Raw genomic sequence first — 20,922 nt, 5'->3', positions numbered from 1 at the left:
TAGCGGGGCCGCGCCAGCAGGTCGTCGGGTGAACAGGGGGTGACCGGCGTGCGACGAACCTGTGTGAGGGCGCTCACCCCGCGGTCCGGGACCCGGAGGGCGGGCCGCGCCCTACCATCCTTGGTGAGGTGCTCCAGCCGGCACCCGACGGCCATGGCACGGATCGGCGCAGGGCGCAGCGAGGCGTCCCGACGCCCCAGGCCGACCACAAAACCGAGCGTCTACGAGGACCGATGAATCCTGTCGTACTGATCGCCGAAGAACTCGCTCCCGCCGCCATCGAGGTGCTCGCGCACGACTTCGACGTGCGTCACGTGGACGGCACCGACCGCCCGGCCCTGCTCTCCGCGCTTTCCGAGGCCGACGCGGTGATCGTACGCAGCGCCACCCAGATCGACGCCGAGGCGATCACGGCGGCCCCGCGGCTCAAGGTGGTCGCCCGGGCCGGCGTCGGGCTGGACAACGTCGAGGTCCCGGCCGCCACCGCGCGGGGCGTCATGGTCGTCAACGCGCCCACCTCCAACATCGTCTCCGCCGCCGAGCAGGCGGTGGCGCTGCTGCTCGCCGTGGCCCGCAACACCGCGAGCGCCAGCGCCGCGCTGAAGGCCGGGGAGTGGAAGCGGTCCAAGTACACGGGCGTGGAGCTGCAGGGCAAGACGATCGGCGTGGTGGGCCTCGGTCGCATCGGCGTGCTGTTCGCGCAGCGCATCGCCGCCTTCGGCACCCGCCTGATCGCGTACGACCCGTACATCCAGCCGGCCCGTGCCGCGCAGCTCGGCGTCCGGCTGGTCGGCCTGGAGGAGCTGCTCCGGGAGAGCGACTTCATCTCGATCCACCTGCCCAAGACGCCGGAGACGGTGGGCCTCATCGGCGAGAAGGAACTGGCGATCGTCAAGCCGGGCGTCCGGATCGTCAACGCCGCCCGCGGAGGCCTGGTCGACGAGCAGGCGCTCGCGAACGCGATCGCCGAGGGCCGGGTCGCCGGCGCCGGCGTCGACGTCTACGCCAAGGAGCCGTGCACCTCCTCGCCGCTGTTCGCCTTCGACAACGTGGTGGCCACCCCGCACCTGGGCGCCTCCACCCACGAAGCGCAGGACAAGGCCGGCCTGGCCGTGGCGAAGAGCGTCAAGCTGGCCCTGCAGGGCGAGTTCGTGCCGGACGCCGTGAACGTGCAGGCCGGCGGCGTGGTCGCCGAGGACGTCCGGCCGCTGCTGCCGCTGGCCGAGAAGCTGGGCCGGGCGTTCACCGCGCTGGCCGGCGGGGTGGCCGCCAGCGTCACCGTCGACGTGCGCGGCGAGGTCGTCGCCAACGACGTGTCGGTGCTCAAGCTCGCCGCCACCAAGGGGCTGTTCAGCTCGGTGGTGGAGGAGCAGGTCACCTACGTCAACGCGCCGCACCTGGCCGCCGAGCGGGGCGTCGAGGTCACCCTCGCCACGCAGGCCGAGACCGTCGACCACCCCAACCTGGTCACCGTTCGCGGCGCGCTGCCGGACGGCCGGACGGTCAGCGTCTCCGGCACGGTCACCCACACCGGCGCGCGGGACGTCCTCAAACTGACCGAGGTGGACGGTTTCGACGTGGAGATCGGCGCGGAGGGCATCCTGGTCTTCCTGCGCTACGCCGACCGGCCCGGCGTGGTCGGCACCGTCGGCACGCTGCTCGGCGAGGCCGGCGTGAACATCGCCGCCATGCAGGTGGCCCGCCGGGAGGCCGGCGGCGAGACGCTCATGACGCTCACCGTCGACCAGGCCCTCGGCGCCGACCTGCTCACCTCGGCGGCCGACTCGATCGGCGCGGTCGCGGCCAGCGCGGCCGACCTGCGCGACGAGTAGTCCGGCCACGACGGATCGGGGGCCCGGCCGGACGGCCGGGCCCCTCGTCGTTGCCGGCGGTCAGGTCTTGACGCGGGCCGGCGGCGGGTAGACCGAGCCGTCCTGGGCGTCGAAGAGCATGAGGTCGTGCTCACCGGCCAGCCGCTCGATGTCCAGCAGCACCTCGTCCGCGCAGGTGGGGAAGAGGTTCATCTCCACGTGGTCCCCGGCCGCGTGCAGCGGGGCGACCTCCCACGGCGTGCCCGGGCCGGCCGGACGGTCGGGGTAGCTGGCCGTGATGGCCCGGTAGAAGGCGACCACCCGCGGATCGGGGTACTGCTCGCCGTGCCGTCCCTCGCGGCACCGCTGCACCGCCGCCCGCACCTCGTCGGGCGTGGCCCCGGCCGGCAGGGCCCACACGCTCAAGTCGAAACTCACGGCGGACAGCGTGCCATCCCGGGTGCGCGCCGTCACCCCTGCCCCGCCGCAGGTTGGCTCGCTGATTGCCGACAGGACACCCGACGGTCCGCTGTGGAGACTCTTGCGTCGAGTTGCGTCGATTCGCTAGCGTACCCGTGCGGTCACTGGCTGAGTCGATTCTCCGGCCCGTCTTCGGGTGGCGCGGTCGGCCGTCCGACCCACCGGCCCGCACCCCTCGATTGCGCGAGCCACGCGCACTCGTCGCTGACCGGCCCCCACAGTCGTTGCCGAGACCGTGGGGGCCGATCGCGGTCCGCGCCCCGGATGCGAAGGCGGGGCGGCGCGCCGCGGTCAGCGCCGGCGGTGGGCGAAGAGCGCCCGGTAGTCCGAGCCGTTGCGGAACCAGGCCAGCCCGGCCGGGCCGGCGGCGTACAGGGCGGTGGCGTAGGCGTCGGCCACCGCGAGATCCGGACCCACCACTGTGGCGGCGACCAGGTGGTCGGCCGGCTCGCCGGTGTGCGGGTCCACCACGTGCCCCCGCCGCCCGGTCACGCCCGAGGTGCCCACCGCGCCGGCGGTCATCTCCAGCACCAGCGGCGCCCGGTGCCCGTCGGTCGGGTGGTGCACGGCGACCCGCCACGGACCGCCGTGCGCGGCGTGGCCCCGGACGGTCAGGTCGGCACCGGCGAGCACGGCGTAGTCGTGGATGCCCGCGGCGCGCAGCCGGGCCGCGGCGCGCTCCACCGCCCAGCCGCCGAGCAGGCCGCCCGGGTCGAAGCCGCCCGGCACCGCCCAGGCGTCGAACCACCCGTCGGTCGCCGCCCGCATCGCGGCGCAGCGGTCCACCAGGTCGGCCAGCGGCGGGTACGACTCGGGGCCGATCTCGCCCCGGCGCAGCTTCGACACCAGGCTGTCCGGCTGGTTCGGCCCGTAGGTGAGGTCGATGGCGCGCAGTTCGGCGACGGCGTCCCGGAGCGCCTCGCCGGTGCCCCGGCGGCCCAGCCACTCGGGCGCGTTGAGCAGCAGCGAGTATTCGGCGGTGGAGGTGCGGACGGTGTGCCGGACGCTGATGCGGTCGTCGGCCGTGCCGCCGGCCCGCTCCAGGCGGTGGCTGCGGCTGCCGAGGCGCAGGTCGGGGCGGCGGTGGCGGAAGGCCGACTGGTCGATCCACCGGGTGCGGGGCTGCTCGTCCGTCCAGCGGCCCCGCCGCTGCTCCTCGATCCGCATGACACTGCTCCCTCGCTGACCACGCCGCAGCGCCGCGGCGCAAGCCGGTCCCGGGCCCCCGTCGACCCTGTCCCACCGACCATAGGCAGTGGAGATGACCGGTCCATGAATGCCACCTGGGAGACTCCTGTGCATCCGGATATCCCGCATATTGGAAGGCTCGTACCGGGAGCCGGGACGGCGACGTACGGTTGCGCCAGAGCGACGAGGGTGAGGAGCGCCAGGTGGCACGCATCGCGGTGGTGGCCGGGGACGGCATCGGACCCGAGGTGGTCGAGCAGGCCCGCAAGGTCATCGACGCGGTGCTCCCCGGGGTCGAGGCGACGGAGTACGACCTCGGCGCGGCACGCTACCACCGCACCGGCGAGGTGCTGCCCGACTCGGTCCTCGACGAGCTGGCCGGGCACGACGCCATCCTGCTCGGCGCGGTCGGCGACCCGACCGTGCCGCCGGGCGTGCTGGAGCGGGGGCTGCTGCTCAAGCTTCGCTTCGCCTTCGACCAGTACGTCAACCTCCGCCCCTCGCGGCTCTGGCCCGGCGTCGCCGGCCCGCTGGCCGCCGTCAAGCCCGGCGAGGTCGACCTGGTGGTGGTCCGCGAGGGCACCGAGGGCCTCTACGCGGGGGCCGGCGGCTCGCTGCACCGGGACACCCCGGCCGAGGTGGCCACCGAGGAGAGCTTGAACACCCGGCACGGCGTCGAGCGGGTGATCCGCGACGCGTTCGCCCGGGCCGGCCGCCGGGAGCGGCGCAAGGTCACCCTCGTGCACAAGACCAACGTGCTCGCCCACGCCGGCTCGCTCTGGGCGCGCGCCTTCGCGGCCGTCGCCGCCGAGCACCCCGACGTGACCACCGAGTACCAGCACGTCGACGCCGCCGCGATGTTCCTGGTGACCAACCCGTCCCGCTACGACGTGGTGGTCACCGACAACCTCTTCGGCGACATCCTCACCGACATCGCCGCCGCGGTGACCGGCGGCATCGGGCTGGCGGCCAGCGGCTGCATCAACCCCGAGGGGCGGTACCCGTCGATGTTCGAGCCGGTGCACGGCTCCGCGCCGGACATCGCCGGCCGGGGGATCGCCGACCCGGTGGCCGCGGTGCTCTCCGCCGCGCTCCTGCTCGACCAGCTCGGCCACGCCGACGCCGCCGCGCGGGTCACCGCCGCGGTCGCCACCGAGCTGGCCGGCCGTACGCCGGGTGCGCCGCTGCGCACCGAGGAGGTCGGCGACCGCCTCGCCGGCTACGCCGTAGCCTGACCGGGCCGTCACCTCGGCCCGGATCCGGGCCGCCAGACCCGTACCCGGGCCCGCTCCCGTCCCGGCCCGGTGGGCCGCCCGTCCGGCGGTGCCGGATGTGCCGGGGCGGAGCTATCCGCTGAACGACCGTTCGGGGTAAGTTTCTGGCACCAGTGACGTCGGCGTGCGATCCCGCATGCCGTGGACCCGCAGGGAGGTCAGCGCGATGAGCGGTGGTGACAAGCTCGATTTCGAGATCCGTCCGAATCCCGCGCCGGTATCCGCCGCCGACCGGGCCGCCCTGCTGGCGAACCCGGGCTTCGGTCGGGTGTTCACCGACCACATGGTGACCATCCGGTACGCCGAGGGCAAGGGCTGGTACGACGCCCGGGTGGAGGCGCGGGCGCCGATCCCCATGGACCCCGCCGCGGCGGTCCTGCACTACGCGCAGGAGATCTTCGAGGGGCTGAAGGCGTACCGGACCGGGGACGGGTCGGTCACCATGTTCCGCCCGGAGGCCAACGCGGCCCGCTTCATCGACTCGGCGCACCGGCTGGCCATGCCCGAGCTGCCGGCGGAGACGTTCGTCGAGTCGCTGCGGCGGCTGGTCGAGATCGACCAGGACTGGATCCCGGAGCACGAGGACGCCAGCCTCTACCTGCGGCCGTTCATGTTCGCCAGCGAGGTCTTCCTCGGCGTCCGCCCGGCCAACGAATACCTCTACTGCGTGATCGCATCGCCCGCCGGGGCGTACTTCGCCGGCGGGGTCAAGCCGGTCACGGTCTGGGTCTCGCCGGACTACACCCGGGCGGCGCCCGGCGGCACCGGCGCGGCCAAGTGCGGCGGCAACTACGCCGCATCGCTCGCCGCGCAGGCCGAGGCCATCGAGGCCGGCTGCGACCAGGTGGTCTTCCTGGACGCGGTGGAGCGGCGCTTCGTCGACGAGCTGGGCGGCATGAACGTCTTCTTCGTCTACGACGACGACACCCTGGTCACCCCGCCGCTGACCGGCACCATCCTGCCCGGCATCACCCGCGACGCGATCCTCACCCTGGCCGCCGAGTCGGGGCACCGGGTGCAGGAGCGGCCGGTCAGCTTCGCCGACTGGCAGGCCGACGCGGCCAGCGGGCGGCTGCGCGAGGTGTTCGCCTGCGGCACCGCCGCCGTGATCACCCCGATCGGCGGGGTGCGCTTCCCGGACGGGGAGTTCCTGATCGGTGGCGGCGAGCCGGGCCGCTCCACCATGGCGCTGCGCCAGAAGCTGGTGGACATCCAGCGCGGCCGCGCCGAGGACCGGCACGGCTGGGTCTCCCGCGTCCTCTGACCCTCCATCAGCGCGTCCCGCACGGCCGGCCCGTCCTCGACGGCGCCGGCCGTGCGTGCTTCCCGCCCCCGGGTCAGTCCACGAGGTGGGCGCGGAGGGCCTTGACCTGCTCGTCGGTCACGCCGGCGTGGCGGAGGTAGCCCTCGACGGAGCCGTAGCCCTCGCGCAGCTCGGTGAGGAAGAGCATCATCGCCTCGGCGGGGGAGGCCAGGAACGGCGGCGGGGGCTCCACGGCGCCCGGCAGGGTGGCCCGCACCCAGGCGCTGAACCGCTCGGACGCGGCGGTGCTGAGCGCGTAGTCGGCGGCGACGTCGTCGTCGGGGACGCCGAGCACGGCCAGGGTGAGCCCGCAGACGATGCCGGTGCGGTCCTTGCCGGCGACGCAGTGCACCACCACCGGCGCGTTGGCGCTGTCGGCGATCAGGCCGACCGCCTCGGCCAGCCCGGCGGTGCCCGTGCGGGCCAGGTCGGCGTACCGGTCGGCGAGGTAGCGGGCCAGGTCGCTGCCGGGCTCGTACACCCGCTCGGCCCAGTCCTGGTGCTCGGGGTGGATGTGCCGGTAGGCCAGCCCGTCGTAGGCGGGCACCCGGCCGTCGCGGGCCACCTCGGTGGGACGGCGCAGGTCGATGACGGTGCGGATGCCGAGCGCGGTGAACGCCGCCCGGTCGGTCTCGTCGATGCGGTGCAGGGAATCGGAGCGGTAGAGCCGGCGGTGCCGGACGGTGCGCCCGTCGCTGGTGCGGTAGCCGCCGACGTCGCGGAAGTTGAAGAGCGCGGGGAAGGGGGTCTCCGGAGCGTCCACCCCTGACACGGTAACGGCCGGCGGGGCCACGATGTGCCCCGCCGGCCGCTGGTTGCAGGTGTCTCCGTTACCGGGCGGTGCCCGGCGGGATCGACGAGTAGGTGTCGTCGTAGTAACCGCCGAGCTTGTCCCGGTAGGCCGGGTCCGTGTCGGTGGCCTCGTCGTACTCGGGCGCGGCCTTGATCTGGTCCTTGCCCCGGTCGACGTAGACCTTCCGCTCGTCGTGGTCGACGTGGTTGACGGTGCCGGCCGGCAGCATGACCTTCTTGCCGAAGATCCAGGGCCCGGTGTCCACCACGAGGAAACTGCTGTTCACCTCGTGGCTGGCCCGGTCCACCTTGCCGATGCCGCCGTCAGTCGCCTCCACCTTGTAGCCGACCAGGTCGACTCCGGTCACCCCGGCGTCGTCCCGGTAGCTCCACGGATCGAAACGCCCGGCGGGCGCGCCGCCCGCGAAGGCGCCCTGACCACCCTGGGTCAGCGGATCCGGCGTCCCGTGGGTCGTTCGAGGGTCGAGCCGCTCCATGGCGTCAACACTCCCTTTCTCGACTTTCTCGGGGGATTTGCCTGTCGGATCCCTACCTACCCGGTTGTGGAGATCGATACACCGATCGGCTTCAGGCCAGCGCGGCCTCCGCGTCCAAGGCCACCGCGGCGGCGTGCACGACGGACGCGATGCGCAGCCCCTCGTGCACCTGGTCGCGGCTGAACCCGGCGGCCCGCAGGGTCTTCTCGTGCGACTCCAGGCAGACGCCGCAGCCGGTGATCGCCGAGACGGCGAGGCACCAGAGCTCGAAGTCGGTCTTCTCCACCCCGGGCCGGGCGATGATCTGCATCCGCAGTCGGGCCGGCAGCGAGGCGTACTGCTCGTCGCCGATGAGGTGCTTGGCCCGGTAGTAGACGTTGTTCATCGCCATGATGGTGGCCGCGCCCTTGGCCGCCTCGACCGCCTCGGGCGTGAGGTGCCCGGCCGCCTCGGCGGCGATCTCCCGCAGCACCACCGGGTTACGGGCCGCCACCGCGCAGGCCAGGGCGGTGCCCCAGGCCTGCTCCGGCTTCAGCGTCGAGGTGGCGATGGTGGAGCCGAGGTTGAGCTTGATGTCCTTGGCGTACTCGGGCAGGGCCGCCTTGACCGCGTCCAGACCCATGCTCAGGCCCCGGCCCCGGCGAGCAGCGCGTTGGCGTCCAGGGTGGCGCCGCCCTTGTTCCAGTTGCACGGGCAGAGCTCGTCGGTCTGCAGGGCGTCGAGCACCCGCAGCACCTCGGCGACGTTCCGGCCGACCGAGCCGGCGGTCACCATGGCGAACTGGATCTCGTTGTCCGGGTCGACGATGAAGGTGGCCCGCTGGGCGACACCGTCGTCGCCGAGCACGCCGCAGTCGGCGGTCAGCTCACGCTTGATGTCGCTGAGCATCGGGAAGGGCAGCTCGCGCAGGTCCGGGTGGTCCTTGCGCCAGGCGTAGTGCACGAACTCGTTGTCCACGGAGACGCCGAGAACCTGGGCGTCCCGGTCGGCGAACTCGCCGTTGAGACGGCCGAACTCGGCGATCTCCGTCGGGCAGATGAAGGTGAAGTCCTTCGGCCAGAAGAAGACGACGCGCCACTTGCCCTCGTAGGTCTTGTGGTTGATCGTCTCGAACGCCTTGTCGGCGTCGAGCGAGACGCACGCGGTGAGTTCGTACTCGGGGAAGTGGTCACCGACAGTGAGCACGGGTCCTCCTTGACGGCGGCCCGGCGACGACGCCGGGCCGGTAACTGGATCTGTTCCAGATACTTCCGCAGCCCGGTCGCCGCCCGACCCTGGGCAGGGCGCCTTGTTAAGTCGATCACGGGCCCGTCCCGCGATGTGGGTTTCTCCTCCCACAAGCCGGATCGGAGTGGCAGAGTACGGACCGTGACCAGCTCCGTCCTGATTATTGGCAGCTAGCGCGTCCGGCCTTCCCCCTCGCCGAGCGCGCAGACCTCCCGCATCCGCGGGGGGTCTTTTTGTTGCCCCCGCAGGTTCGAGAAGAGGACTCCCATGACCTTCCAGGTGTACGACACGACGCTGCGCGACGGCGCCCAGCGCGAGGGGCTCACCTACTCGGTGGTCGACAAGCTGGCGGTGGCCCGCCTGCTCGACGACCTCGGGGTCGGCTTCATCGAGGGCGGCTGGCCGGGCGCCGTGCCGAAGGACACCGAGTTCTTCCGCCGGGCCCGCACCGAGCTGGAGCTGCGGCACGCCATCCTGGTCGCGTTCGGGGCCACCCGGAAGGCGGGCGTCGCGGTCGAGGACGACCCGCAGGTGCGCGGGCTGCTCGACGCGGCGACCCCGGCCGTGGCGCTGGTGGCCAAGGCGGACCTGCGGCACGTCGAGCGGGCCCTGCGCACCACCGCCGAGGAGAACCTCGCGATGATCCGTGACACGGTCGGGTACCTGGTGGCGCAGGGCCGGCGGGTCTTCGTCGACGGGGAGCACTTCTACGACGGCTACCGGCAGGACCCGGCGTACACGGCCGCGGTGGCGGAGACCGCGCTCGCCGCCGGTGCCGAGCGGTTCGTCCTCTGCGACACCAACGGGGGGATGCTGCCCTCCCAGGTCACCGCCGCGATCACCGACCTGACCGCGCGGACCGGGATCGCCCCGGACCTGCTCGGCATGCACGCCCAGAACGACACCGCCTGCGCCGTGGCCAACACGATCGCGGCGGTCGAGGCCGGCGTCCGGCACGTCCAGGGCACGGCGAACGGGTACGGCGAGCGCCCCGGCAACGCCGACCTCTTCGCGATCGTGGCCAACCTCCAACTCAAGCTCGGCATGCCCGTCCTACCGGAGGGCTGCCTGGAACAGATGGTGCGGGTCTCGCACGCCATCGCCGAGATCGCCAACATCGCCCCCGACACCCACCAGGCCTACGTCGGGGCCGCCGCCTTCGCCCACAAGGCGGGGCTGCACGCGAGCGCGATCAAGGTCGACCCGTTGCTCTACAACCACGTGGATCCCTCGGTGGTGGGCAACGACATGCGGATCCTGGTGACCGAGATGGCCGGCCGGGCCAGCGTCGAGCTCAAGAGCCGTGAGCTGGGCCTGGACCTGGCCGGCCATCCGCAGGCCCTGTCCCGGGTCACCAACCGGGTGAAGGAGCTGGAGGCCGGCGGGTGGTCGTTCGAGGCCGCCGACGCCTCGTTCGAGCTGCTCGTCCGCTCCGAGCTGCCGGACGCCGCGCCGGCCCGGCCCTTCGCCCTGGAGTCCTACCGGGTGCTGGTCGAGCACCGCGAGGACGGCGCGGTGGTCTCCGAGGCCACCGTCAAGATCCGGGTACGCGGCGAGCGCGTCATCGCCACCGCCGAAGGGAACGGCCCGGTCAACGCCCTGGACGAGGCGCTGCGGGTGGCGCTCGCCCGGCACTACCCGGAGCTGCGCGAGTTCGAGCTGGCCGACTACAAGGTCCGCATCCTGGAGGGCAGCCACGGCACCGGCGCGGTGACCCGGGTGCTCGTGGAGACCGCCGGGGCCGGCCGCGACTGGACCACGGTCGGCGTCCACCCCAACGTGGTCGAGGCGAGCTGGCACGCCCTGGTCGACGCCCTCACCTACGGCCTGGACCGGGCCCGGGTCTGACGCTCACCCGGCGGGGAGCCGCAGCTCGGCCAGCACGGCCCGGTGGTCGCTGCCCGGCACGCCGTGCACGCTGACCGCGCGGACCTCGATGCGCCGGTCGACAAGCACGTGGTCGATGGTGACCGGCGGGATCGGATCACCGTCGTAGGGGCCCCAGGTGCCGGAGAGCCCGGCGCCGGCCGCGTCGGCGGCGTCCACGTACCCCGTGTCGATCAGGTCGCGCAGCGGCGCGTGGTCGAGGGTCGCGTTGAAGTCGCCGGCCAGGATGCTCAACCCGCCGCGCGGGGTGGCCGGCGGTTGGGTCCGCAGGTCGGTCCACCAGTCCGGCACCACGTCGACGGCGTACGGGGCGGCCGGGTGCGCCGACTCCACCCGCAGCGGTGGCGCGCCCGGCACGGCCACCGTCCCGTACGCCTGGGTGAACTGGAAGCCCTCGTTGCGCCGCCAGCCCGTCCCGGTCAGCGGGTGGCGCGCGTACAGCCCGGATCCGGTGGTGCCGACCTCCGGGTTCAGCACCCGGTAGGGCAGCAGCGTGGCCAGCCCGAGCCGGTCCAGCTCGGCGGCGATCTCCGGGGTGAACTCCTGCACGGTCAGCACGTCCACCCGGTGCGCCCGGACCAGCTCGACCAGCCGCGCCGGGTCGGCGCCGCCCTTGAGCAGGTTGGCGGTGAGCAGCCGGAGCGCCGGACCGTCCGCCGTGGGCCGGTCGTCGCGGACGACCCGCGGCGCCACGGCGGCGACCAGCGCCAGCGCGGCGAGGGCCGCCACCACCGCGGGCGCGCGGCGCCGCAGGGCGAGCGCCAGCACCACCGGGGCGAGCGCGGCGGCGGCGACGTACGGCGTGAAGGCGACGGCCTGCACCAGCGGCCCCCGTTCCAGCCCGGCAAGCCGGAGCGCCGCCCAGGCAACCACGGGCGCGACCGCCAGCCAGCAGGCGATCGTGGCGGACCGTGCCGCCCGGCCGCCAGCCCGTCCGGGCCCCCTCGTCGTGATCATGGCCGTCACGCTACCCGCCGCCGCGGCCGGGCATTTTCATGAATGGTCCGGCACTCACCTCTCACAATTATCGGAAGCATTTTTCAATTGCCGTGCGGTAAATGCGAGCTATTGACCGTCTGCATTTTCCGGTGCTAGGTTCCACCTGGTCGAGACGTCGCGACTCTCCGTAGTAAACCCAGCTCAACGCCAGGTGTAGCTCTACATTGACGGTGCGATCCGACGTGGACCCCCGATGGTCCGCAATTATTCTGCGCCTGGCTCCCGTGCCGCATTCATCCGTCCCGCACCACGCGGGCCGGCCGTGTCACCACGGTCACAAAAGGGAGATCTGTCATGGCCACATTCCTCAAGCGCAAGGCGTCGGTGGTGGCCCTCGCCGCGCTGTCCCTCACCCTGGCCGGCGGCGGTATCGCGGCCGCCGCCCACCCGGCGGCGAAGGCCCCGGCCGAGGTCGGGCAGCCCGGCGCGCGCCAGACCGGCCAGCAGCCGCCGGTGACCGCTGCCGAGACCCGGTCCGCGAAGGCCGCGATGCGGGCCACCCTCGCCGCGCCCACACCCGGCCTGGTCGCCTGGGCGGTCGTCAGCAGCAACGGAACCCTGCTCCAGCACTCGCCCAACGTCGTGAGCGCCAGCAGGTTCTCCCCGTCGCTGCCCGGACAGTTCGCCGGCCAGTACCAGGTGACGCTCGACTACGCCGTCAACCTCAAGGGGCTGCACGCCACGATCGGCAGCAACGACGCGGCGAACGTCCCGCCCGCGGGCGAGGTCTCGGTGGCGCCGCGCTACCTGATCCCGAACGCGGTCTTCGTCCAGACCCGCAGCTCCAGCGGCGGGTACGCGGATCGGCCGTTCCACCTGCTCATCGCCAACTGACCCCCGCCGGCAGCCGGCCCCCGTCCCCGGGCGGGGGCCGGCTGCCGTGGCCGCCCGACCCTGTCTGCCCCTTCCCATCCCGCTCGCACCGTTGCCGACCGCCCGGGGGAGTCGTCCCGGTCCGGCCCCGGAAGGGCCGGCCAGGGGCCGATAATCCGACGTTTGTCCGCACGCCGGCACGGGAAGCAAGCACCGTGACGGACATCTCGGACACCCTGGCCAGCGTGCCCAGCCCGGTCGATGCCGACGCGAGCGGCGTCGAGCTGGAACAGACCCTCTTCGAGGTCAAACGCGTGATCGTCGGGCAGGATCGGCTCGTCGATCGCCTGCTCACCGCCCTGATCGCCGACGGCCACTGCCTGCTGGAGGGCGTGCCGGGGGTGGCCAAGACCCTCGCGGCGCAGACCCTCGCCACCGTGGTCGGCGGCACCTTCTCCCGGATCCAGTTCACCCCCGACCTGGTCCCCTCCGACATCGTCGGCACCCGCATCTACCGCGCCTCCACCGAGTCGTTCGACGTGGAGCTGGGCCCGATCATGGCGAACCTCGTGCTCGCCGACGAGATCAACCGCGCCCCGGCCAAGGTGCAGTCGGCGCTGCTCGAGGCCATGGCCGAGCGGCAGGTCTCCATCGGCGGCCGCAGCTGGCCGGTCCCCGACCCGTTCCTGGTGCTGGCCACCCAGAACCCGATCGAGTCGGAGGGGGTCTACCAGCTCCCCGAGGCGCAGCGCGACCGCTTCCTCATGAAGGTCGTCGTCGACTACCCGAGCGACGCCGACGAGCTGGCCATCCTCTACCGGATGAGCACCGAGCGGCCGACCGCCCGCCCGGTCCTCGACCCCGTCCGGCTGCGCGCACTCCAGCGCCGGGCCGCCGACATCTTCGTCCACCACGCCCTCGCCGAGTACGTGGTCAGGCTCATCCTCGCCACCCGCGACCCGGGGCGGTTCGGGCTGCCCGAGATCGCCCCGCTGCTGGCGTACGGCGCGAGCCCGCGGGCCACCCTCGGCCTGGTGGCCGCGGCGCGGGCACAGGCGCTGATCCACGGTCGCGACCACGTGCTCCCGGAGGACGTCCGGGACCTCGCGGTGGACGTGCTTTCCCACCGGCTGGTGCTCTCCTTCGACGCGGTGGCCGACGGGGTCTCCGCCGAGTCGCTGGTCCGCCGGCTGGTCGAGGCGGTGCCCCCACCCCGGGTGGTCACCGGGCACCCGGAGGCGGCGGCCGACCTGGCGGCGGCATGAGACGCCGGGACGCACCCACCATGCCCGACCCCGGACTGGCCGACCTGGCTCCCGACCAGCGGCTGCGCCGGCTGGAACTGACCGTCACCCGGCGGCTCGACGGGCTGTTGCACGGCCAGTACCGCGGCCTGCTGCCCGGGCCCGGCAGCGAGGCGGCCGGCAGCCGGGAGTACCGGCCCGGCGAGGACGAGGTCCGCCGGATGGACTGGGCGGTGACCGCGCGGACCACCATCCCGCACGTACGCGTGGTCGACGCCGACCGCGAGCTGACCACCTGGCTGCTGGTCGACGCCAGCCCCAGCATGGAGTACGGCACGGCCACACTGGACAAGCGGGAGCTCGCGGTGGCCGCCGTGGCGGCGGTCGGCTTCCTCACCGCCGGCGTCGGCAACCGCCTCGGCGGGCAGGTGCTCACCCCGGACGGCATTCGACGGTTCCCGGCCCGCGGCGGGCGTACCCATCTGCTCGGGCTGCTCCGCGCCCTGCTGGGCGCGCCACGCACCGACGGGCACCCGGAGACGCCGGGCCTGCACGACGGGCTGGACGGGCTCCAGCGGATGGCCACCCGGCGCGGCCTCGTGGTGGTCGTCTCCGACTTCCTCGACGGGCTGCCCGACGACCCGGACGCCGCCCCGGCCTGGGAGGCCGTGCTGCGCCGGCTGGCCGTCCGGCACCAGGTGCTGGCCGTCGAGGTGACCGACCCGCGCGAGCTGGAGCTGCCGGACGTCGGGCTGGTCACCCTGGTCGACCCGGAGACCGGCCGCCGCCGCGAGGTGTGGACCGGTGACCCGGGCCTGCGCGAGCGGTACGCCGCGGCCGCGGCCGCCCAGCGCGACCAGGTGCGGGACGCGTTGCGCCGGTCCGGCGCGACGCACCTGGCGCTGCGCACCGACCGGGACTGGAGCGCGGACATCGTCCGGCACGTGCACGCCCAGCGCCGGCTCGCCGCCGCGCCCGCCGCGCCTCGGGGAGGTGTGGCGTGACCTGGCAGTCGCCCGCCCGTCTCTGGCTGCTGCTGGGCGTCGCCGCGCTGGTCGTCGGCTACCTGGCCATGCAGCGCCGGCAGAGCCGGTACGCGGTGCGGTTCACCAACCTGCGGCTGCTGGACCGGGTCGCGCCGCAGCGGCCGGCCTGGCGCCGGCACGTCCCGGCGGGGCTCTTCCTGGCCATGCTCGCGCTGCTGGTGGTCGGCTTCGCCCGGCCCAACGCCGAGGTGCGGGTGCCCCGGGAACGGGCCACCGTGATGGTGGCGGTGGACGTCTCCACCTCGATGCTGGCCGGCGATGTCGATCCGGACCGGCTGACCGCCGCCAAGGAGGCCGCCCGCCGGTTCGTCGACGGGCTGCCGGACGAGTTCAACGTGGGACTCGTCGCGTTCGCCGGCAGCGCGGCGGTGGTGGTGCCGCCGAGCACCGACCGGGACGCCCTGGACGAGGGGGTCGAGCGGCTCGCCGAGGGGATCACCGGGGTGCAGGGAACCGCGATCGGGGAGGCCATCAGCACCTCGCTGGGCGCGGTCAAGAGCCTGGACGCCAAGGCCGCCAAGGACCCGCCGCCGGCGCGGATCATCATCCTCTCCGACGGGGCGAACACGTCCGGCATGGATCCGCTGGAGGCGGCCGGCCAGGCCGTGGCGGCCAAGGTGCCGGTGCACACCATCTCGTTCGGCACGCCGACCGGCTCGGTCGACCGGGGTGGGCGGGCGATCCAGGTGCCGGTCGACGGGCAGACCCTCAAGGCGGTCGCCGAGGAGACCGGGGGCGGCTTCCACGAGGCGTCCACCAGCGCCGAGCTGCGCGCCGTCTACGAGGACATCGGCACGTCCGTGGGTTACCGCAACGAACGGCAGGACATCTCGGCCCGTTTCATCGGCCTCGGGCTGGTCTTCGCCATGGGGGCCGCCGCCGGATCGCTGCGGTGGTTCTCCCGGCTGCCCTGACCGCGCAAGGACCGGACGACGCACGACACGTGAGGAGCCCAGGTATGGCAGTGCAGACCGGACTCGGCGAACCGCGGGGCCCGTGGTTCGTCTCGCCGGAGCTGGACCCGGACGGCCGCGGGCGCTGGGACGTGGCCGGTTCCGAGCGGGAGGCCGCGCGGCAGGGGTGGCGTCGGCGGTTGCTGAGCGCGGCGGCGGTGGTGGCCCTCTCCACCGTCTCCGGGGCGGCGGCCGGCACCTGGGCCGCCGACCGGGACGCACCCGGCCCGTCGGCGGCCTCGGCCGCGCCGGTGCCGGCGGAGCTGGTCACCGCCGCCGAGAAGACGGTCCCCGGGGTGGTCTCGGTGATGGTCGGCGGGTCGTCCGGCGCGTCGGCCAGCGGTTCCGGCTTCGCCATCGACAACGAGCAGCACATCGTGACCAACGACCACATCCTGTCCCGGGGCGGGTCCGGGCCGGTGACGGTGGAGACCTCCGACGGACGCCGGTTCACCGCGGAGGTGGTGGGACGGGAGCCGGGCAGCGACCTGGCGGTGCTGAAGGTACCGGCGTCGGCCCGGCTGGCAGCGCTGCCGCTGGCCAAGCCGAACTCGACGCGGGTGGGGGAGCCGGTGCTCGCCGTGGGCTCCCCGCTGGGCCTGGCCGGCACCGTCACCGCCGGTATCGTCAGCGCGCTCAACCGGCAGGTCCGCATCGGCAACGGCCGGCACACCGCCGTGCAGACCGACGCCTCCATCAACCCGGGCAACTCCGGTGGGCCGCTGGTCAACGCGCGCGGCGAGGTGGTCGGGGTGAACACGGCGATCGCCACCATCGACGGCAACGGCTCGATCGGCATCGGGTTCGCCATCCCGATCGACCAGGTCCAGCAGACCGCCGACACCATCATCGGCCGCGGCGGCTGACCGGCCCGGCGGCCCGTGACCTGCGCCGTCGTGCCGGACCGGGAACTGTCGGATATCCGGCGTGGGACCATCGGGCCATGGAAATATTACGCTGAGTATGGATACTGGCGTGGGTGGAGCAAGCTGTCATCGCGGCCCTCCTCCTGGTGGGTCTGGTCATCGGCGCCGGTGTCGGCGCGTCGTACGCCCGCGCGCAGCGGGGTTGGAAGGACTATCAGACGATCCGGACCAGCGTCCCGGGCGCCCGGCGCACCGCCTGGACGGCGATCCGGGGGGTGGTCACCAAGGTCGGGGTGATCGCTCTGCTGCTGGTCGGGGCGGCGGCGTACGCGGCGGCCGGTTCGGACGACGAACGGGCCGGCCCGGCGCCCACCCCGACCCCGACCGTGACCGCCACCCCGGGCCACCGCGCCGGGCGCTAGCCTCGGGGCGTGGACGACGGACTGCGGGTGACCGACCGGCTCGTGGTGCCCGACGCCGAGCTGCGGGAACGCTTCTCCCGCTCGTCCGGCCCGGGTGGTCAGGGCGTCAACACGACCGACTCGCGGGTCGAGCTGAGCTTCGACCTGGCCGGCTCGCCGAGCGTGCCCGAGTCGCTGCGTGCCCGCGCCCTCGACCGGCTCGCCGGTCGGCTGGTCGACGGGGTGCTCACCGTGGCGGCCAGCGAGCATCGGGCGCAGCTGGCCAACCGGGAGGCGGCCCGGGAACGGATGGCCGCCCTGCTGCGCGAGGCGGTGGCGCCGCCGCCGAAACCGCGCCGCCCCACCCGCCCCTCCCGGGGGGCCAAGGAGCGCCGGCTCGCCGACAAGAAGCGGCAGTCCCAGCGCAAGCGCGACCGCCGGGTGGACGGCGACTGACGGACCGGCGGGTCAGCGCGACCCTACCGGGGCGGTGGCGGCCCGCTCGTGGTCGCGGAGCACCTCGAACGCGGTGAGGGCCAGGCAGACCGCGGCCAGCAGGCCCAGCGCGAGCAGCGCCGACAACCCGGCCGTCAGCGGCAGCAGCGCGGCCACCACGACGGCCTGCGCCACCCGGGCCGGACGCCAGCGCCCGGTCGTCCGCCACCGGAACGCCTGGACGCCCGACAGGTAGAGCAGCACCCCGCCGAAGAGCGCGGCGTGCGCCAGTGGGTACGGCGGCGGCCCGAGCTCGAAGAAGCCCTCGCTGCCCAGCACCGACATGGTCTTGCGCAGGCCCAGCGAGACCAGCACGATCCCCGCCACCATCGGCAGGTGCAGCCACGTGTACGCGTCGCGGGCCAGCCGGGTCCGGGTGGGCAGGTCGGCGACGGCGAGCGCGTGTTCGCCCTCGGTGCTGTCCCAGCCGAAGTAGGTCCACCACAGGGCGGCCAGCAGGGCGGTGCCGAGGAACGCCGCCACCACGATCCGGGCCGAGACCGGCGTGTACACCACGGCGCTGCCCATCGAGATCACCGCCTCCCCGAGCCCGATGATGATGATCAGGCCGTGCCGGTCGGCCCAGTGCTCCGCCGAGCGCACGGTGAGGTGGCGCAGGCCCACCCGGGCGTTCCCGGCCAGGTCGACCGCGATGGCGAGCAGCCACAGCCCGACCCGCGGCGGGGAGAACTGGCGGACGTCGCCGACCGGCAGCGGCAGCAGCGCGGCGACCAGCATGAGGCCGAGCGAGACCAGGGTCGGCGCGGCGGCCCGCAGCGGCGGCGTCCGCCAGGCCGGGTCCTGCCGCGCCACCAGCCCGAACGAGGCCAGGTGCAGCAGCCGGATGGCCCCATAGCAGGCGACGAAGACCAGCGGCCCGGGCAGGCCACCGCGGGAGTCGTCGATCGCCTGGGGGCTGGCCAGCGTGATCAGCGCGGTGAGCGCGACCACGAGCACCATGACGAGGCGGACCACCGGGCTCTCCGCGCGGACCTCGGCCGACAGCCAGGCGTACGCGCACCAGGCCTGCCAGAGCACGGCGAGCACCAGCAGCCCGCGCGCCAGGCCGGACCAGGTCGGGTCGTCGGCCATCAGCGCGGCCAGCTGGAGGAAGGCGTAGACGAAGACCAGGTCGAAGAAGAGTTCCTTCGGGGTGACGCCGGCGTGCTCCTGGATCGGGCCGATCATCGCGTGCAGCCGGCGGTGCCGGCGCCGGAACACGGTCACGTCGGCCAGCGCGGTCGCGCCCACCGCCGCGGCCAGCAGGGCCAGCTCGGCCAGCGCCGGCAGGTGCGGCGCGACCGGCGCCAGCCCGGCCACCAGCAGGATGCCGAGCACCGGGGACCGGCCCAGGATGCGCAGCGTCCGTACCTCGAACAGCACCAGCCCCAGCAGGTAGAGCACCACCCCGCCGTGGAGCACCAGCAGCGTGATCAGCGGGGTCGCCTCGTGGCTGTCCACCTGGAGCTCACCGAGCACCTTCTTCAGGCCGAGCGCCACCAGGATCAGCCCGGTCATCATCGGCAGGTGCAGGAAGCTGTACGCGTCCCGGCCGAGCAGCGCGCGCCGCGCGCCGGTGGCCCGCTCCAGCGCCTGCTCGGCCGCGAACCGGGCCACGTCGAAGTACGTCCACCACAGCGCGCCGGCCAGCGCCACCCCGAGCAGCGTCCCGACCAGCACCTCCAGGGTCAGCGGTTGGGTCGCCGCCACCCCCTGGCTCAGCCCCACCGAGATGATCGTCTCCCCGAACCCGATCAGGATGATCAGCGCGTGCCGCTCCGCCCAGTACGGAATCGAGCCGATCCGCCACCGGTCCGCCCCGAGCAGCATCGCCCCGCCGTACTCCGCGGCGATCGCGCAGCCCACCAGCCCGAAGCGGACCCACTCCCGGCCCACCTCGCCCGGCACGTGTCCCGGGACCAGCGCGGCGGCGAGCAGGAACAGCCCGCCGGCCAGCGGCGGCGGCCACGCCCGCAGCGCGAGCCGGCGGGGTGCCGCCTCCCCGGCGGCGGCCACTGCGGCGGCGGCCAGCGTGGTGCCGCGCACGACCAGGTAGCCGACGGCGAAGACCACCGGACCGGAGAGCCCGCCGGGCCGGTCGTGGAACGCCTCCCGCACCGTCAGGCCCATCACGAACAAGGTGGCGCTGAGCCCGAACACCAGCACCGGCATGACCCCGCGGTCCAGCCGGACGGTGCTGCCCAGCCAGGCGAACGGCGCCCAGCACCACCACAGCAGCACGAGCAGCAGCAGGCCGCGCGGCAGCCCGGCCGGGTTGAGCTGCTCGGCGGTCACCCCGGTGACGTTGAGGAACGCGAAGACGAAGATCAGGTCGAGGAAGAGCTCCAGCCGGCTGACGCCGCCCGCGTCGCCGGCCAGCTGCATCCGACCGACGCCGCCCACCACCTCACTGTGCCAACCGGGCCAGGGCCGGACGGGGGATCCGTCCAATCACCCACCGCCTGGCCGCGACCCGAAAACGGTTTGAGGATCCGCCGCGCCGTCACCCAGAATCCGCCGGGTGTCGAGCGATTTCTCCGTCAAGCCCACCCTCACCGGCGAACGCGCCCTGCTGCGCCCGTTCGTCGACGACGACCTCGCGGCCTTCGAGGCGATCCTGGCCGACCCCGAGGTGGCCCGGCTCACCGGCAGTCCGCCCGCCGACGGGTTGGAACCGGCCCGGCTGCGGGCCTGGTACGGCACCCGCAACAGCCAGCCGGACCGGCTGGACCTGGCCGTGGTGGACCGGGCGAGCGGGGCCTGCGTGGGCGAGGTCGTCCTGAACGAGTGGGACCGGGACAACCGCAGCTGCAACTTCCGCACCCTGATCGGCCCCGCCGGGCGGGACCGGGGGTTGGGCACCGAGGCGGTCCGGCTCATCGTCGGCTACGGCTTCGAGCAGCTCGGCCTGCACCGGATCGGGCTGGAGGTGTTCGCCTTCAATCCCCGCGCGCGCCGGGTCTACGAGAAGGTCGGGTTCGTGGCCGAGGGCACGCTGCGGCAGGTCCTCCGCGACGGCGACGGCTGGGTGGACGCCACCGTGATGTCGATCCTCGCCCCGGAGTGGGCCGCGCACCGGGGCCACCCGGCGGGCTGAGTCCGCCACGCGGGACCGGTTGCGGCGCCCGTCGGCGGGTGCCGGCGGGCCCCGCCCGGCCCGGCCGTCCGTGCCGGGCCGGGGCGGGCTCAGCGCCGGACCAGCGCCAGCACGCTCAGACCGAACATCAGGACACCCAGGGGGAGGTGGACGGACGGTACGTGGGCGATGCCGAGCACGACCTGCACCGAGGCGAGGACGAGGAACCCCGATGCGTGCCAGATCGGCCGGGGGGAGCCGCCGCCCGGCTTCCACGCCAGCACCGCCGCGAGCACGTACAGCATGGACGCCCCGTACATCACCCGGGCTCCGACACTGTGCAGGGTCTCGCCGTAGGACGAGGTGAGCAGCAGCCCGGCGGAGACGGCCTGGAGGAAGATGGTCAGGGTCTGCAGGGCGATCGCGGTCTGCAGGAACGAGGAGCTGCGCCGTGCGTTCGCCGTCGCCGTCACCTGGGTGGCCATGTCTCGGTCCCCTTTTCCGCCCTCGGGCAGTAGATCGTCAAGGTCTCACCAGCCCGACGACGGGGGCCGGCGAAAGGTAAGGCGA

Annotated in this window: 21 protein-coding genes; 12 read left to right on the top strand and 9 right to left on the bottom strand. The window is 73.8% G+C overall.

All coding sequences use genetic code 11. The features are described from left to right. The first annotated feature begins 233 nt into the window (after positions 1-233). Positions 234-1,832, top strand: a complete 1,599-nt coding sequence (serA, locus tag NFX44_RS00705) for a phosphoglycerate dehydrogenase (protein WP_262281492.1) — start codon at positions 234-236, stop codon at positions 1,830-1,832. Positions 1,833-1,892: 60 nt separating this feature from the next. Here the strand turns inward: serA and NFX44_RS00700 are convergent, their stop codons facing one another. Both NFX44_RS00700 and NFX44_RS00695 read right to left on the bottom strand, forming a co-directional pair. Then, the gene (locus tag NFX44_RS00700) at positions 1,893-2,249 is read right to left on the bottom strand and encodes a hypothetical protein (protein ID WP_262281491.1); all 357 of its coding nucleotides are present in this window, start codon (positions 2,247-2,249) and stop codon (positions 1,893-1,895) included. Positions 2,250-2,582: 333 nt separating this feature from the next. Beyond that, entirely contained in the window at positions 2,583-3,458 is an 876-nt protein-coding gene (locus tag NFX44_RS00695) for an FAD:protein FMN transferase (RefSeq protein ID WP_262281490.1), read from the bottom strand. 224 nt (positions 3,459-3,682) lie between these two features. On the opposite strand from NFX44_RS00695, the gene NFX44_RS00690 reads away from it, so the two are divergent. Further along, positions 3,683-4,714, top strand: coding sequence for a 3-isopropylmalate dehydrogenase (locus tag NFX44_RS00690; RefSeq protein WP_262281489.1), 1,032 nt, complete (start codon positions 3,683-3,685; stop codon positions 4,712-4,714). Between the two features lie 205 nt (positions 4,715-4,919). Beyond that, a complete protein-coding gene (locus tag NFX44_RS00685) occupies positions 4,920-6,017 on the top strand; it encodes a branched-chain amino acid aminotransferase (RefSeq protein ID WP_262281488.1) in 1,098 nt (365 codons plus the stop codon). 73 nt (positions 6,018-6,090) lie between these two features. On the opposite strand, the gene NFX44_RS00680 is transcribed toward NFX44_RS00685, so the two are convergent. The 4 genes from NFX44_RS00680 to NFX44_RS00665 all read right to left on the bottom strand — a co-directional run bounded on the left by NFX44_RS00680 (position 6,091) and on the right by NFX44_RS00665 (position 8,530). Then, a complete protein-coding gene (locus NFX44_RS00680; RefSeq protein WP_262281487.1) occupies positions 6,091-6,819 on the bottom strand; it encodes a tyrosine-protein phosphatase in 729 nt (242 codons plus the stop codon). Between the two features lie 67 nt (positions 6,820-6,886). After that, positions 6,887-7,345 carry a PRC-barrel domain-containing protein gene (locus tag NFX44_RS00675; protein WP_262281486.1) on the bottom strand — a complete coding sequence of 153 codons (459 nt, stop codon included), beginning with the start codon at positions 7,343-7,345 and terminating at the stop codon, positions 6,887-6,889. Positions 7,346-7,436: 91 nt separating this feature from the next. Next, positions 7,437-7,967, bottom strand: a complete 531-nt coding sequence (locus NFX44_RS00670) for a carboxymuconolactone decarboxylase family protein (RefSeq protein ID WP_262281485.1) — start codon at positions 7,965-7,967, stop codon at positions 7,437-7,439. Between the two features lie 2 nt (positions 7,968-7,969). Beyond that, complete coding sequence (locus tag NFX44_RS00665) at positions 7,970-8,530, bottom strand: peroxiredoxin (RefSeq protein ID WP_262281484.1); 561 nt, start codon at positions 8,528-8,530, stop codon at positions 7,970-7,972. Positions 8,531-8,839: 309 nt separating this feature from the next. Here NFX44_RS00665 and cimA point away from each other — a divergent pair, with 309 nt between their 5' ends. Then, positions 8,840-10,420, top strand: a complete 1,581-nt coding sequence (gene cimA / locus NFX44_RS00660) for a citramalate synthase (RefSeq protein WP_262281483.1) — start codon at positions 8,840-8,842, stop codon at positions 10,418-10,420. Between the two features lie 3 nt (positions 10,421-10,423). Here cimA and NFX44_RS00655 read toward each other — a convergent pair whose 3' ends face one another. After that, on the bottom strand, positions 10,424-11,416 hold the full coding sequence (locus NFX44_RS00655; protein WP_262281482.1) for an endonuclease/exonuclease/phosphatase family protein: 993 nt from the start codon (positions 11,414-11,416) through the stop codon (positions 10,424-10,426). 336 nt (positions 11,417-11,752) lie between these two features. Between NFX44_RS00655 and NFX44_RS00650 the strand changes: the two genes are divergently transcribed. From NFX44_RS00650 to arfB, 7 genes are all read left to right on the top strand, one after another. Then, entirely contained in the window at positions 11,753-12,292 is a 540-nt protein-coding gene (locus NFX44_RS00650) for a hypothetical protein (RefSeq protein WP_262281481.1), read from the top strand. Positions 12,293-12,486: 194 nt separating this feature from the next. Next, complete coding sequence (locus NFX44_RS00645) at positions 12,487-13,536, top strand: MoxR family ATPase (RefSeq protein ID WP_262281480.1); 1,050 nt, start codon at positions 12,487-12,489, stop codon at positions 13,534-13,536. A gap of 20 nt (positions 13,537-13,556) precedes the next feature. Then, the gene (locus NFX44_RS00640; protein WP_262281479.1) at positions 13,557-14,519 is read left to right on the top strand and encodes a DUF58 domain-containing protein; all 963 of its coding nucleotides are present in this window, start codon (positions 13,557-13,559) and stop codon (positions 14,517-14,519) included. Next, on the top strand, positions 14,516-15,475 hold the full coding sequence (locus NFX44_RS00635; RefSeq protein ID WP_262281478.1) for a VWA domain-containing protein: 960 nt from the start codon (positions 14,516-14,518) through the stop codon (positions 15,473-15,475). The genes NFX44_RS00640 and NFX44_RS00635 overlap by 4 nt, the downstream gene beginning before the upstream one ends. Before the next feature lie 44 nt (positions 15,476-15,519). Further along, positions 15,520-16,380, top strand: coding sequence for a S1C family serine protease (locus NFX44_RS00630; protein WP_262281477.1), 861 nt, complete (start codon positions 15,520-15,522; stop codon positions 16,378-16,380). A gap of 113 nt (positions 16,381-16,493) precedes the next feature. Beyond that, complete coding sequence (locus NFX44_RS00625) at positions 16,494-16,802, top strand: hypothetical protein (RefSeq protein WP_262281476.1); 309 nt, start codon at positions 16,494-16,496, stop codon at positions 16,800-16,802. A gap of 9 nt (positions 16,803-16,811) precedes the next feature. Further along, on the top strand, positions 16,812-17,237 hold the full coding sequence (gene arfB, locus NFX44_RS00620; protein WP_262281475.1) for an alternative ribosome rescue aminoacyl-tRNA hydrolase ArfB: 426 nt from the start codon (positions 16,812-16,814) through the stop codon (positions 17,235-17,237). Positions 17,238-17,249: 12 nt separating this feature from the next. Here the strand turns inward: arfB and NFX44_RS00615 are convergent, their stop codons facing one another. After that, a complete protein-coding gene (locus tag NFX44_RS00615; RefSeq protein ID WP_262281474.1) occupies positions 17,250-19,679 on the bottom strand; it encodes a low temperature requirement protein A in 2,430 nt (809 codons plus the stop codon). 118 nt (positions 19,680-19,797) lie between these two features. Here NFX44_RS00615 and NFX44_RS00610 point away from each other — a divergent pair, with 118 nt between their 5' ends. Beyond that, a complete protein-coding gene (locus NFX44_RS00610) occupies positions 19,798-20,373 on the top strand; it encodes a GNAT family N-acetyltransferase (protein WP_262281473.1) in 576 nt (191 codons plus the stop codon). 89 nt (positions 20,374-20,462) lie between these two features. On the opposite strand, the gene NFX44_RS00605 is transcribed toward NFX44_RS00610, so the two are convergent. Then, entirely contained in the window at positions 20,463-20,837 is a 375-nt protein-coding gene (locus NFX44_RS00605; protein WP_262281472.1) for a hypothetical protein, read from the bottom strand. Positions 20,838-20,922 lie beyond the last annotated feature (85 nt).

Source organism: Micromonospora sp. MA102 (assembly GCF_025460765.1).
Classification (GTDB): domain Bacteria; phylum Actinomycetota; class Actinomycetes; order Mycobacteriales; family Micromonosporaceae; genus Micromonospora; species Micromonospora halotolerans.
This window is presented reverse-complemented; position numbering and strand designations above follow the sequence as displayed.

What these genes read in the sequence shown, in the direction of transcription:
- NFX44_RS00675 (WP_262281486.1), bottom strand. Translation starts at nt 7,345, where the DNA reads ATGGAGCGGCTCGACCCTCGAACGACCCACGGGACGCCGGATCCGCTG.
- cimA (WP_262281483.1), top strand. Translation starts at nt 8,840, where the DNA reads ATGACCTTCCAGGTGTACGACACGACGCTGCGCGACGGCGCCCAGCGC.
- NFX44_RS00650 (WP_262281481.1), top strand. Translation starts at nt 11,753, where the DNA reads ATGGCCACATTCCTCAAGCGCAAGGCGTCGGTGGTGGCCCTCGCCGCG.
- NFX44_RS00655 (WP_262281482.1), bottom strand. Translation starts at nt 11,416, where the DNA reads ATGATCACGACGAGGGGGCCCGGACGGGCTGGCGGCCGGGCGGCACGG.
- NFX44_RS00695 (WP_262281490.1), bottom strand. Translation starts at nt 3,458, where the DNA reads ATGCGGATCGAGGAGCAGCGGCGGGGCCGCTGGACGGACGAGCAGCCC.
- serA (WP_262281492.1), top strand. Translation starts at nt 234, where the DNA reads ATGAATCCTGTCGTACTGATCGCCGAAGAACTCGCTCCCGCCGCCATC.
- NFX44_RS00630 (WP_262281477.1), top strand. Translation starts at nt 15,520, where the DNA reads ATGGCAGTGCAGACCGGACTCGGCGAACCGCGGGGCCCGTGGTTCGTC.
- NFX44_RS00670 (WP_262281485.1), bottom strand. Translation starts at nt 7,967, where the DNA reads ATGGGTCTGGACGCGGTCAAGGCGGCCCTGCCCGAGTACGCCAAGGAC.
- NFX44_RS00605 (WP_262281472.1), bottom strand. Translation starts at nt 20,837, where the DNA reads ATGGCCACCCAGGTGACGGCGACGGCGAACGCACGGCGCAGCTCCTCG.
- NFX44_RS00685 (WP_262281488.1), top strand. Translation starts at nt 4,920, where the DNA reads ATGAGCGGTGGTGACAAGCTCGATTTCGAGATCCGTCCGAATCCCGCG.
- NFX44_RS00640 (WP_262281479.1), top strand. Translation starts at nt 13,557, where the DNA reads ATGCCCGACCCCGGACTGGCCGACCTGGCTCCCGACCAGCGGCTGCGC.